At 31.2% G+C, this 11711-nt stretch carries 12 protein-coding genes and 1 pseudogene; 4 read left to right on the forward strand and 9 right to left on the reverse strand.

The window, feature by feature from the left end:
- Positions 1–9 precede the first annotated feature (9 nt).
- From HMPREF2706_RS09165 to HMPREF2706_RS09180, 4 genes are read right to left on the reverse strand one after another with little or no spacing between them, the layout of a single operon-like run.
- Complete coding sequence (locus HMPREF2706_RS09165; protein ID WP_030065110.1) at positions 10–864, reverse strand: RluA family pseudouridine synthase; 855 nt, start codon at positions 862–864, stop codon at positions 10–12.
- Entirely contained in the window at positions 861–1670 is an 810-nt protein-coding gene (locus HMPREF2706_RS09170; protein WP_030065108.1) for an NAD kinase, read from the reverse strand. The genes HMPREF2706_RS09165 and HMPREF2706_RS09170 overlap by 4 nt, the downstream gene beginning before the upstream one ends.
- Positions 1671–1683: 13 nt before the next feature.
- Complete coding sequence (locus tag HMPREF2706_RS09175) at positions 1684–2319, reverse strand: GTP diphosphokinase (protein ID WP_002433078.1); 636 nt, start codon at positions 2317–2319, stop codon at positions 1684–1686.
- A 16-nt stretch (positions 2320–2335) separates the two neighbouring features.
- On the reverse strand, positions 2336–2683 hold the full coding sequence (locus HMPREF2706_RS09180; RefSeq protein WP_002433336.1) for a UPF0738 family protein: 348 nt from the start codon (positions 2681–2683) through the stop codon (positions 2336–2338).
- A gap of 290 nt (positions 2684–2973) precedes the next feature.
- Between HMPREF2706_RS09180 and HMPREF2706_RS09185 the strand changes: the two genes are divergently transcribed.
- The 3 genes from HMPREF2706_RS09185 to yjbH all read left to right on the forward strand — a co-directional run bounded on the left by HMPREF2706_RS09185 (position 2974) and on the right by yjbH (position 4825).
- A complete protein-coding gene (locus tag HMPREF2706_RS09185; RefSeq protein ID WP_030065105.1) occupies positions 2974–3561 on the forward strand; it encodes a CYTH domain-containing protein in 588 nt (195 codons plus the stop codon).
- Between the two features lie 84 nt (positions 3562–3645).
- Entirely contained in the window at positions 3646–4017 is a 372-nt protein-coding gene (locus HMPREF2706_RS09190; protein WP_030065104.1) for a truncated hemoglobin YjbI, read from the forward strand.
- 16 nt (positions 4018–4033) lie between these two features.
- A complete protein-coding gene (gene yjbH, locus HMPREF2706_RS09195) occupies positions 4034–4825 on the forward strand; it encodes a protease adaptor protein YjbH (protein ID WP_002433191.1) in 792 nt (263 codons plus the stop codon).
- Positions 4826–5162: 337 nt separating this feature from the next.
- On the opposite strand, the gene pepF is transcribed toward yjbH, so the two are convergent.
- From pepF to spxA, 4 genes are all read right to left on the reverse strand, one after another.
- Positions 5163–6971, reverse strand: coding sequence for an oligoendopeptidase F (pepF, locus tag HMPREF2706_RS09200; protein WP_023350584.1), 1809 nt, complete (start codon positions 6969–6971; stop codon positions 5163–5165).
- Between the two features lie 44 nt (positions 6972–7015).
- The gene (locus tag HMPREF2706_RS09205) at positions 7016–8005 is read right to left on the reverse strand and encodes a competence protein CoiA (RefSeq protein ID WP_049426918.1); all 990 of its coding nucleotides are present in this window, start codon (positions 8003–8005) and stop codon (positions 7016–7018) included.
- A gap of 103 nt (positions 8006–8108) precedes the next feature.
- Complete coding sequence (mecA, locus tag HMPREF2706_RS09210) at positions 8109–8831, reverse strand: adaptor protein MecA (RefSeq protein ID WP_030065097.1); 723 nt, start codon at positions 8829–8831, stop codon at positions 8109–8111.
- A gap of 253 nt (positions 8832–9084) precedes the next feature.
- Complete coding sequence (spxA, locus tag HMPREF2706_RS09215) at positions 9085–9480, reverse strand: transcriptional regulator SpxA (RefSeq protein WP_070862333.1); 396 nt, start codon at positions 9478–9480, stop codon at positions 9085–9087.
- Positions 9481–9771: 291 nt separating this feature from the next.
- Between spxA and trpS the strand changes: the two genes are divergently transcribed.
- Positions 9772–10761, forward strand: coding sequence for a tryptophan--tRNA ligase (gene trpS, locus HMPREF2706_RS09220; RefSeq protein ID WP_002433373.1), 990 nt, complete (start codon positions 9772–9774; stop codon positions 10759–10761).
- A gap of 56 nt (positions 10762–10817) precedes the next feature.
- Here trpS and opp4C read toward each other — a convergent pair.
- Positions 10818–11708 (reverse strand): annotated as a pseudogene (opp4C, locus tag HMPREF2706_RS09225) (oligopeptide ABC transporter permease).
- Positions 11709–11711: the final 3 nt, after the last annotated feature.

Consider the following 11711-nt stretch of genomic DNA (forward strand, 5'->3'; position numbering starts at 1 on the left):
GCATATTTATTATAGCACGTTAAATAATTGAATTAATTGTTTGTAATCAACATTTATTGTGATTTTATTATGTTTTATGGGATGAACGAACTTAAGTGAACAACATTGTAAACTTTGCCCCTCAACTAGACGATGTATGCCACCATATAAATCATCTCCTACTATTGGGTGACCCATAAATTGGAAATGAACTCTGATTTGATGGGTTCGTCCTGTATGAAGTTTCACTTTACATAAACTCAAGTTATTATTTTGAGCGATAGTGTAATAACTAGTCTTAGCATATTTTCCTTTGTCAGAGACTTTTCTTGTAATAATACTTTCGTTGTCTCTAGCAATTGGTGCTTCTATAACACCTTCAGATTGAGTACGACCATAAGCTAAACATATATATTCTTTTTCAAATTTCACCTTTGAAAATAAATGATGAATGTGTCCAAACTTGGCAAATAAGACGAGCCCTGATGTATTACGATCTAATCTAGTAACAATGTGCGGATTTGTCTGCTCATCTTTATTCATCAAATAAGCTAATACTTGCTCTACTAAACTCTCATGAGGATGTTCCCTTGAAGGTGCACAGTTTTGTAATTGAGGTTTATTAACTATAAGTATAAATTCATCTTCGTATACGATATCTAAAGGTTTTGGATAAGGTAACAAATTTGAACTCGGTGTTTCAATTGGCATATGAACTTCAAAGTGATCTCCGATAGCCATCTCTTTTCTAACTGTTACAGAACGTCCATTTACAGATAAAGCGCCATTATGTTTAATGGCGCTAATCGTCTTTTTAGAGTAATCATTTCTCTGTAAGAAAGATTTAACAGTTTCTGATTTCTCGATAACATATTTGAAAATCATCTTTCATCATCACTTGATATGAATGAATCATGAACTCTTTTCCAAAAAGGAAATGGTCGAAATCTAGCAAACCTTACTTTTTCATTTGCTACTCTAAATTGAATGGCATTTACATTTTTATGTTTAATACTTACGTGATCAATAGTTGTCCTAATCGTGTCATGATTAACAGGCGTAATTAAACAAGTATGATGTTTAGGTAGAACTAAAGGAGATCCTACTGTTCTAAAAACCCTATTATTAATAGAAGCTATTTCAGCAATTTGCATTGCTTCTAATGATGGATGTATAAGCGCTCCGCCTAAGGCTTTATTGTAAGCAGTTGAACCAGACGGTGTTGATATACATAATCCATCTCCCCTAAATCGCTCAAAATGTTTACCACGTATATTAACGTCCACAACTAATGTTGAACCATTTTCTGTTTTCATTGTAGCTTCATTTAAAGCAAGATATCGTGTTTCATATCCATTGTCGTTATACCTCACAATTAGTTCTAATAATGGATATTCTATCACTTGAAATTCAGTATTATTTATTTCAATAATCAACTTCTCAACTTCATGAGGTAACCAGTCTGCATAAAAACCTAAATGACCGGTGTGAATTCCTACAAAGGCGACTTTTGATAACATATGACTATATTGATGAAATGCCTGTAGTAACGTTCCATCACCACCAACAGATATGACAATTTCAGGATTTTCACTATCCTCTACCATTTGAAAATCCTTCATATGATTAATCATTTTATGCTTTAATGCATTCGATTTCGAATCACCTTTAGTTAGGATTGTATAACGCATCATCTACACCTCATTAGTCATTTTCATGTTTCTTCGCACGTTTCTGAGTATAATACTTCTGTGCCTCTTGAATTTCATCTTTTATTTCAGACATTTCTTCATCTAATAAATATGCTGCTTCTGCTGCTCTTTCCAAACGATGTTGTATTTCATCAGGATAGTCTCCATCGTATTTATAACGAAGAGTATGTTCTATTGTAGCCCAGAAATTCATAGCTAACGTTCTTATTTGAATCTCAGCTAGAATATGTTTTTGTCCGTTTAATGTTTCAATAGGATATTTAATAATTACATGATAGGAACGATAGCCACTTTCTTTAGTATTACGGATATAATCTCGTTCTTCTACGACTTTGAAGTCTCTTCGTTGCCTTAATATATTAACAACAATATCAATATCATCCACGAACTGGCACATCATTCTTAATCCAGCAATGTCATACATTTCTTCATGTAAGCGGTCGAACGGAATACCTCTTTTATTTGCCTTATCGATAACACTTGATATAGGTTTAACTCTTCCTGTAACAAACTCGATAGGTGACGTGTGTTCACCTACTTCATATTGCTTACGCAAACCTTTAAGTTTTACCTTTAATTCATCTACCGCTTGTTTATAAGGTGTTAAAAATTGATCCCACTGGTTCATTTTGTTTCACTCCGCTTCACTCTAGTTCGAAAGTTTTTTCAACAGCTGAAACAAACTCCTTACCATAGTTATTATTTCCTTCAATATTTTCTAATATGTAATCTAGTTCTTCTTGGAAATGTTTCAATTCTAAATCGTTATTGATGATAATCTTCTTATCTCTATTTTCATGTAACAGTGACCATGTCTCTTGCACAAAGATTAGATAAGAATACGATTCACCGTCATCTAATAGATATGCGAATCCATAATTATCACTATCAACAAGCATTTGTCCAACTTCCTCTAGACCATCTGTTGGGTCCTCTGAGAAGCAATAAATGCCATCATCTTTAACTTTAATTTCATTTATATAAATACGCATGCCCGTCTTCCTCCTTATTCCATACTAGTTTAACATAATATACGCTTACAAAACACGCCACAACTTGCATTGAAATCTTAGATTAAATTACAGATTTTCATTTTCTTTCAAGTAATTTATATATTCCGAAGTCTACATACGTTATAAGTTAATTTTCAGAGTTAAAACGACTTCACAAAATTTTTCACAAACTTAAATGTGCTATTAAATTACTTTAATTTATAGAAGAAATTCGTCATAATTGTAAATGCTTTAAATATGAACAAAAGTAAATGATTGAGGTGTTTACAATGGCAACAAATAATGAAATTGAGTTCAAACAAATCTTAACCAAAGATTTGTACGATAAAATTTTTAACACTTATTTTAAAAATGAAAAACCATTTAGCCAAACTAATTATTATATTGATACTATAGATTTTAAACTTAAAGATCATCGTTCAGCATTACGTATCAGAGTTAAAGATAATACATATGAAATGACTTTGAAGGTACCTGCTGAAGTTGGATTAATGGAGTATAACCACGCAACTGATATTAAACCAAAGATGAATGATTCAATATCAAACTCCAAACTACCAGATGATATAAGAAATATTATTGAAGGACAATTTAATGTTTTAGACGAAGAATTAGTTATTTTAGGGGATTTAACAACTTATAGAATAGAAACTCAATATCAAAACGAATTACTTGTATTAGATAAAAGTGAATACCTAAATAAAGTTGACTACGAACTTGAATATGAAGTTAGTTCGTACGATGAAGGTTATGAAAAGTTTAAACAATTACTTCAGGAATTCGATATAAAACATAAAAAACCTTTAAATAAAGTACAAAGATTCTTTGAAGAAAAGAAAAAAGCAAGTGATAAATAGCAATATGTTCCGAAAAGGCAAATTACTTTCAAATGTAAAAATTCATGTTATATTAGATATATATTAATGGAACACGGTGATATTATGTCTAAAACACCTTATGAGTTAGTAGGTCAAGACGCTCTGTATCAAATGATTGACTATTTCTATTATCTAGTCGAAAGAGATAATCGTATTAATTATTTATTTCCAGGGGACTTTAATGAAACAAGCCGAAAGCAGAAACAGTTTTTAACTCAATTTCTTGGTGGCCCTGACTTATATACTCAAGAACATGGACACCCCATGTTAAAAAGAAGACATATGGAATTTACAATTACTGAATATGAGCGAGATGCATGGTTAGAAAATATGTATACTGCGATTCAATATGCAAATTTCCCTGCAGGTGTTGGTGAGTATTTATTTGAAAGATTACGCTTAACTGCAAACCACATGGTAAATTCCGAAAAATAATTGTAGGTGAAAATACATGGCTGAAGAATTAAGAATATTGGATAACAAGAGTCGTGAAGATGCTAATCTATCACCTGTAAGTAAAATAGAAATTTATTCTTTTTTTGATCCTTTTAGCAAAGAATGTTTTAAGCTATCAGCTATATTATCAAAATTAAGAATTGAATATAATCAATATATCCGAGTAAGACACATTTTAAACCCTTCCTTGAAAGTTTTAACTAAGTGTCAGGCTCAAAGTACATCGGATTTCGATAACATTGCTCTGGCATATAAAGCAGCTGAATTACAAGGACGTTTGAGGGCTGAAAGATTTATTCATTTAATGCAAAATGAAATCATACCTAAACGCGATATCATTACCGAAGATATGATTTGCGATTGTATTAATAATGCAGGTATTGATTATCAAGTATTTAAGGAAGATTTACAGAAGAGCAAGCTTACTGATAGCCTAAAGGTAGATCTCCATATTGCTAGAGAAATGGACATTGAGCAAGCGCCCTCTCTTGTTTTCTTTAGTGAAGACGTCCAAGAAGAAGGTTTAAAAGTTGAAGGTCTATACCCATATCATATCTATACTTACATCATAAACGAATTAATGGGAAAACCTATTGAGAAGAATCTTCCACCTAAATTAGAAGTGTACATTCAAAAGAAACAATTAGTAACGATGGAAGAACTTTTAACCATTTACGAGTGGCCAGAAAAGTTACTTAATAAAGAATTAAAAAAACTTTCCTTACAACAAAAAGTTGAGAAATTACAATATCCAGAAGGCGATTTTTGGAAATCAAAAATGCCTTAATAACTTAATGTAAAAAGACGGCTAGTAAAATAAAACTAGCCGTCTTTTAGTATTTATATTGAAAATCATCTTATACTCTTTTATGTATAGGAACTGCATAATTTACACATCAGAAAATAGTATTTTAAAATTAAATATAAAAAAACGCCGTGTCTGATTACACGACGCTAAACAAAGGGGATGGGAGAAATTTTTCACTTCAAACAAAGGGGTATGTTTGTTATGTGATTAATTTCATGTTCATAATATAACACGGTGCATACCCCTTTTCAACCTTTGTTTAATTATATACATAAATTGTCACAATCTGTTCAAATTGAAAGCGAATACACTCGTACTAAGCTTTCATAAGTTTTTCAAATGCATCTAATTTTTGTTCAAATACTTCACACGCTTCTTCAATAGGTTTAGGTGTAGTCATATCTACGCCTGCATTTTTTAGAATTTCTATTGGATAGTTTGAGCTACCTTTTTTCAAGAATTCATTAATATATCTTTCTACAGCTGGTTTACCTTCTGATAAAATTTGATGACTTAAACTTTGTGCTGCACTATAACCTGTAGCGTATTGATATACATAATAATTCATATAGAAGTGTGGTATACGTGACCATTCTTTACTAATATCTTCATCTGTTTCAACAGCATCTCCGAAGTATTGCTTATTAAGCTTCGCATACTCTTCATTCATTCGGTTAGGTGTTAATGGTTCGCCCGCCTCTTCGATTTGGTGAATTTTATGTTCAAATTCAGCAAACATAGTTTGACGGAATAAAGTAGCTCTAAAGCGTTCTAATTCTTGATTTAACAATAACAATCGACGCTGGTCGTCTAAATGTTTATCCATATAGTCACTTAAAAGCGCTTCGTTACATGTAGATGCGACTTCTGCAACGAATATCGTATAATCACTTAAGTTTGAAGGTTGATTTTGACGACTGAAATAACTATGAGCTGAATGACCAAATTCATGTACTAAAGTGTATAAATCAGAAACAGTATCTGACCAATTTAATAAAATGAAAGGATTTGTAAGATGCGCTCCTGAAGAATAACCTCCAGAGCGTTTACCTTTATTTTCATAGACGTCAACCCATCGATTGTCTAAACCTTCTTTAACAACGTTTAAATATTCTTCGCCCATTGGTTCTAGTGCTTTTAACATCCACGATTTAGCTTCTTCGTATGGCATATCAAATTTCACATCTTTAACTAGAGGTGTGTAGAGATCATACATTTTTAAATCTTCAATACCTAATAACTCTTTTCTTAATTTAGTGTATCTGTGAAGTAATGGAAGATACTTATGCACTGTTTTGACTAAATTATCATATACAGCCTCTGGGATATGATTGTTACTTAAAGCACGCTCACGAGCTGAATTATAATGATGAGTTCGAGCATTAAATACATTTTTCTTCACTTCTCCTGCTAGCGTTGCACCTAGTGTATTGTTATGTGAACCGTAAGCTTTATATACATTTCTAAATGCTGATTCTCTTAATTTACGATCATCAGACTCTAAATATTTTATAAAAGTACCTTGCGTTAACGGATGTGCTTCCCCATCTTTATCAATGGCGTCCTCAAATTCTAAGTCTGCGTTACTAAACATTCCATAAACATTTGAAGGTGTAGATAAAGCATCTTGTGCTTCTGTTAATAGTTTCTCTGTGTCTGCATCTAAAATGTGTGGACGTTTCTCGTTAATTAATTTTAAGTCGAACTCATATTGTTTTAATTTATCAAATGAGGAAACAAATTGTTCAATAGTAGATTGATCTAACTGTAAAATTTCAGGCACTAAAAAGCTCCATGCAGAACTGTATTTAATTAATAATTGATGTGCACGCGCTTCTAGACCAGTATATTTATCATTAGCAGTATCTTGGTCTTGCTTCAAATGAGCATAGACATAGACTTTTTCAAGTTTAGTTCCTAATTCATCTTCAAGTGCTAAGGCATTATATAAAGTTTCAGCACTATCACCTAAATGTCCTTTGAATTGTTCTTCCTTACCTAACTCATTCTCTACTTCCTTGAACGCCTCCTCAAAAGCCTCGTCGTTTTCGAAAATCGTCGTTAAGTCCCATGTATACTCAGGATATTTACGTTCCTGCTCTTCTCTTGTTAATTGTTGACTCATAAAGTAAACCTCCTTGATTATATCAATAATATAATTTTCTCATTTTAGGATTGGTTTTGCACGCTTAAACATCTGTTATAATACATTTTCTCGAAGTCATTTAACAAATCTTTTAATATAGTCAACTTATGATACTTATGGTATGCGAAATATCTGAATTTAATGATAGACATTAATAAGTCACAACTTTGATGTCTGTCATATTTACGTCTTAATAATAGATAATTGAGTTGCCATTCAACTGGGTGTGTTTCAATATATATTTGATTTGGAAATATAAAACCTGTATTTATACATACTTCATTATCATTCATTTGTAGCTGATATATTGCACTTAGAGTTGGTTCAAGAACCGAATTTTTCCTTCTACACTGTAGAATATAATTATTGATTGTTCTTTTAGATAATTTATAGATTTGTGCTTGTTCTGATTGATATGTATTGAAAAGTTGTTTAATTTGTATGGTATGTTTTTTGCAAATAAATTTTTTTCCAGCGATATTTTGAAGGTGCGTGTAAATTATGAGTCTTGATTTTGTGAAGTCCCAGGTTATTAGGGTACGATGAATAGGATTAATAAAAGTAGTTTGAAATTGTGTAAGTTCAATAAAATCCCCTCTTTTTTTCACATCATTGATTATCCAATAAACCTTTAAGCCTATACTTTTTAAACCAAGGGTGCTTTCAATTATTTCAGTCGTACTAATTGTGGAACACTGAATTTCGATGGCGTGTCTTTGGTTAATCACTAAATCAGGATATTGCTTGATACATTTAAAAAAGGGTTCAATATCAACATCATAATTTATTGCTTCAAATTTTTGTGCTAATAGCATTTTTAATTGGTAATGATTATACGTTTCAGCTTTATAACAAAGTCTAGTACTTTTAACTTTATGTGCAAAATGAGGTATAACTTTAACTCCATGTCGTAATATAACTTCCCCTAGACAATAAGGACACCGATATATTTGATTTCTCTTCGCATTTTTCGCTAAAACTCGCTCATTCATTCTATTCATTGCTATTAACATTTCATCACCTCATATATAACAACGAGGAGAACAAAATTTTTACTTTAAAAATTTATAAAAAAAACAAGGCACCTTAATTTGGTACCTTGTGAGATAAATCGTGTTATTCTTCTGAGTCTGTAAAATATCTACGAACTTGAGAAGTAACATTATGACTCATGATAATTTTGGCATAGTCATTTAAGTATACTTCCGTTTTATCTGTTGGATAAGCAAACTCTAATAATTGACTATAGCTATCATTAATAGTTTCTTGGCTTACAGAGTCATCAAAATGAACTGAATAATAGTAGTGATTATCAATCATATATAATAAATCTTCATATTCAGTAGTATTTTGGTTATTATGATATGCATAATTAATAACATGTTCTAAATCATCAAATTTAACAATTACAGTTCTTACGTTAGCACGTTTATGAGTTCGTTGATTATTTGCCTGTTGTTCAGCTTTTTTCTGTTGTTGACGTTGCTCAAATAATTCTTCTAAATTATCTTCACCATCTAAGGTTTGTGCTAATAATTCATTCACTTGATCATCAAATTGATCATTTGTATTTTCATCTGACATGTTCATTGCGTCTTCATTTTTAGATTTAGAGATGGTCACTTCCACGCCTTTTTCAAAAGCATGTACTTGAATCCATAATGGACCTTCTACCACGAAATCTTCTTCTTCGTTAATTTCATCCATCATTGACCAGAAGAATTCTTCACCGCGTTTACGGTTAGTCCATAAGTCTTCACGATTAAATCCTCGTGCTTCAATGTCGCTATATGTTATAAACAATTTAACTGTTGTGTCATCAACGCGTTCTATTCTCATATCATCTCACTCCTTACAGTCGATGAATAGTAACCATATTGTATTAGAACGGAACGTAAATTACAATCTATTTGTTTGATTAAATTTAACTAATTTTAATCGGTAATCTATATTCACATATTCCCTATTTATTTAACAAAAAACTACTACTTTAGAAGGTACTATAACATGCAAAAAACAACACTATTAACAATGAATAGTGTTGTTCTTAATCTTTAAGTAAAGTGATAATATCACATAGTTATGTTAGTTATTAATCAACTAAACGTTGTGCTTCTTGTAATTGGAACGTACGAACTTTTCTTGATAAGAAACGTCTAATTTCATCTTCGTTATATCCAACTTGCAAGCGTTTGTCGTCTAAGATAATAGGACGACGTAATAATCCTGGGTTATCTTGAATAATAGAATATAAATCTTGTAAAGGTAAAGAATCAATATCTACATTCAATTTTTGATATGTTTTAGAACGAGTTGAAATAATTTCATCTGTTCCGTCTTCAGTCATTTTTAAAATTTGTTTAATTTCATCAATTGTTAAATGTTCAGAAAAAATGTTACGCTCCGTATATGGAATGTCATGTTCTTGTAACCATGCTTTCGCTTTACGGCAAGATGTGCAACTTGGTGAAGTAAATAATGTTACCATACATCTCACTCTCCTATAGAATGAATTAAATTCATTATTTTAATATTATTATCGATTTAAGAAATTGAATTTTTAAGCTTTCTTAATCTTACACTTAATAGTATAACTATCTAAGATTAAAATTAAATGAGAAAATCCTAATTTTTCTGAGAAATCTTGAAATTCATCAAATTTTTTAATTCGCTTTTAGTATATACCCAGTTATATTAATATTTTAACACAACTTACATTTTAACGAAATACTGTTATAATGTTATCTAAACAATATTAATTAGAAAGTAGGCATCTAATATGGAAACTTTATTTTCAGGAATTCAACCGAGTGGTATTCCTACTATCGGCAACTACATAGGTGCGTTAAAACAATTTGTAGATGTACAAGATGACTATGATTGTTTTTTCTGTATTGTTGACCAACATGCCATAACGGTACCACAAGATCGTTTGAAATTACGTAAACAAATTCGTCAATTAGCAGCAATATATTTAGCTACAGGAATTGACTCAGATAAATCTACTTTATTTATTCAATCTGAAGTCCCTGCACACGTACAAGCTGGTTGGATGCTTACAACAATTGCTTCTATTGGTGAACTTGAACGTATGACACAATTTAAAGATAAAGCACAAAAACGGGTTGATGGTGTACCAGCAGGATTATTAACATATCCACCTCTTATGGCTGCAGATATAGTAATTTATAACACTAACATTGTTCCAGTTGGCGATGATCAAAAGCAACATATGGAACTTACCCGTAATTTAGTAGATCGTTTTAATAGTCGTTATAATGATGTCTTAGTAAAACCAGAAATTCGCATGCCTAAAGTTGGAGGACGTGTGATGAGTTTACAAGACCCAACTAAGAAAATGAGTAAAAGTGATGATAATCAGAAAAACTTTATTTCACTACTCGATGAGCCAAATGTTGCAGCAAAAAAAATTAAAAGTGCCGTAACGGATTCTGATGGCATTATTAAATTCGATCGTGAAAATAAACCAGGTGTTTCAAATCTTTTATCTATATATTCAGGTCTAACTGATGAACCTATTAAAGATATTGAAGTTAGATACGAAGGTGAAGGTTATGGCAAATTTAAAGGTGACTTAGCAGAGATCGTTAAAGACTTCTTGATTAATTTCCAAGAGAAATATGAGAACTTTTACAATTCTGATGATTTAGATGACATCTTGGATAAAGGGCGAGACAAAGCTCATAAAGCTTCATTTAAAACATTGAAAAAAATGGAAAAAGCTATGGGATTAGGACGTAAAAGATAATATAAAATAAAAAAGTTACTGGAAAGGAAAGTTCCAGTAACTTTTTTTATAAACTTTTATTTTCTTCCTTTAGGATTAAATGCATCTTTGAGTCCCTCTCCGACAAAATTGATACTCAAAATAGTCAAAGTTATCATTAAAGCAGGAGGCATCCATATCCATGGTTTACCACTTAATACATCTCCCTCTTGTGCATCACTCAACATATTTCCCCAAGAAGGAATAGACTTACTTATACCAAATCCTAGAAAGCTAAGCCCTGATTCTACAACTATCATACCTGCAAAAGTTAATGTTGCTTGTACAATTACGACACTTAAAATATTAGGTAATAAATGCTTTAGTATAATTTTATAGGTAGGTGTTCCAATTGATTGTGCAGCTAAAAAGTATTCATTCTCTTTTTCTTGCAAAACTTTTCCCCTAACAAGTCTAGCAATACCACCCCAACTCAGTATTATGATTACAAATACTAAAATAATTGCTGAACCATAGGGATTTTTTATTTTATCTCCTAATGCTGCATTGAGTACTATTGCAAAAATTAGAAATGGAAATAACATAACAAACTCTGTAATTCTCATTAGAACAGTATCTAATACTCCACCAAAATACCCAGAAATAACGCCAATTGATATTCCAATTAAAAGCATTCCTACCGTAGACGTAAACCCTATAGTAAGAGAAATCCTACCCGCATATAACAATCTACTGAAGTTATCTCTGCCACCAGCATCAGTACCAAGCAAATTTTCAATAGACATATCACCTTTTATATTTAATAAATCTTATTTATTAATTGGTAAAGGAGCTATTAAAGGAGCAATAATAGATATGATTGCAACAATTATTAAAAATGATAAAGAAATCATCGCAAGTTTGTTATGATAAAATTTCTTCATAGAAATTTTAAAAGGTGAATTTGGTTTTTTCTTCAAGATAATCATCCT

This window comes from Staphylococcus sp. HMSC067F07, from assembly GCF_001837405.1.
In the GTDB taxonomy this organism is placed as follows: domain Bacteria; phylum Bacillota; class Bacilli; order Staphylococcales; family Staphylococcaceae; genus Staphylococcus; species Staphylococcus capitis.

What these genes read in the sequence shown, in the direction of transcription:
- HMPREF2706_RS09165 (WP_030065110.1), bottom strand. Translation starts at nt 864, where the DNA reads ATGATTTTCAAATATGTTATCGAGAAATCAGAAACTGTTAAATCTTTC.
- HMPREF2706_RS09170 (WP_030065108.1), bottom strand. Translation starts at nt 1,670, where the DNA reads ATGCGTTATACAATCCTAACTAAAGGTGATTCGAAATCGAATGCATTA.
- HMPREF2706_RS09175 (WP_002433078.1), bottom strand. Translation starts at nt 2,319, where the DNA reads ATGAACCAGTGGGATCAATTTTTAACACCTTATAAACAAGCGGTAGAT.
- HMPREF2706_RS09180 (WP_002433336.1), bottom strand. Translation starts at nt 2,683, where the DNA reads ATGCGTATTTATATAAATGAAATTAAAGTTAAAGATGATGGCATTTAT.
- HMPREF2706_RS09185 (WP_030065105.1), top strand. Translation starts at nt 2,974, where the DNA reads ATGGCAACAAATAATGAAATTGAGTTCAAACAAATCTTAACCAAAGAT.
- HMPREF2706_RS09190 (WP_030065104.1), top strand. Translation starts at nt 3,646, where the DNA reads ATGTCTAAAACACCTTATGAGTTAGTAGGTCAAGACGCTCTGTATCAA.
- yjbH (WP_002433191.1), top strand. Translation starts at nt 4,034, where the DNA reads ATGGCTGAAGAATTAAGAATATTGGATAACAAGAGTCGTGAAGATGCT.
- pepF (WP_023350584.1), bottom strand. Translation starts at nt 6,971, where the DNA reads ATGAGTCAACAATTAACAAGAGAAGAGCAGGAACGTAAATATCCTGAG.
- HMPREF2706_RS09205 (WP_049426918.1), bottom strand. Translation starts at nt 8,005, where the DNA reads ATGTTAATAGCAATGAATAGAATGAATGAGCGAGTTTTAGCGAAAAAT.
- mecA (WP_030065097.1), bottom strand. Translation starts at nt 8,831, where the DNA reads ATGAGAATAGAACGCGTTGATGACACAACAGTTAAATTGTTTATAACA.
- spxA (WP_070862333.1), bottom strand. Translation starts at nt 9,480, where the DNA reads ATGGTAACATTATTTACTTCACCAAGTTGCACATCTTGCCGTAAAGCG.
- trpS (WP_002433373.1), top strand. Translation starts at nt 9,772, where the DNA reads ATGGAAACTTTATTTTCAGGAATTCAACCGAGTGGTATTCCTACTATC.